Here is a 625-nt window from a genome sequence, read left to right on the forward strand (position 1 = left end):
CAGCGGCTCTGGCGCGAGGAAGGCCTCCGTGTCCCCCAGCGGCGGCGGCGCAAACGCGTCGGATCCTCGACCGTCGACGCCCCGGCAGCGGTCGCACCGAATCTCGTGTGGGCGGTGGACTTCCAGTTCGATGCCGACGAGCAGGGCCGCCCGATCAAGATCTGCTCCATCGTCGACGAACACACCCGTGAGTGCATCGGAGGGCTTGTCGAGCGGTCGATCACCGCGGACCGACTCACTGCCCACCTCGAGGACCTCGTCGCCGTCCGCGGCGCGCCCGCGGTGCTCAGATCAGACAACGGCCCGGAGTTCATCAGCGACGCGATGGCCGACTGGGCCGGCACCCGCACCGGCCTGTCCTACATTCCGCCCGGCTCGCCCTGGCACAACGGGTACGTCGAGTCGTTCAACAGCAGGCTCCGCGACGAGTGCCTGAACATCAACAGCTTCTACTCGCTGCTGCACGCCCAGGTCGTGATCGGCGACTGGAAGACCGAGTACAACCATGACCGCCGGCACTCATCGCTCGGATACCTCGCACCGGTCGACTACGCTCGGCAATGCACCCATCAACTGGAAACCGACGACTCGCACAGCGACCGGACCGAATGAAGGGGGCGGCCCA

The 625-nt window shown here is 67.0% G+C and carries 1 pseudogene; it reads left to right on the forward strand.

Features of this window, described 5'->3' with window-relative positions:
• A pseudogene (locus AX744_RS10940) lies at positions 1–612 on the forward strand (IS3-like element ISAar43 family transposase); the annotation flags it as partial.
• Between the last annotated feature and the right edge of the window lie 13 nt (positions 613–625).

Origin of the sequence: Microbacterium sp. CCH5-D1 (genome assembly GCF_001557335.1) — a bacterium.
In the GTDB taxonomy this organism is placed as follows: Bacteria; Actinomycetota; Actinomycetes; order Actinomycetales; family Microbacteriaceae; genus Microbacterium; species Microbacterium oxydans.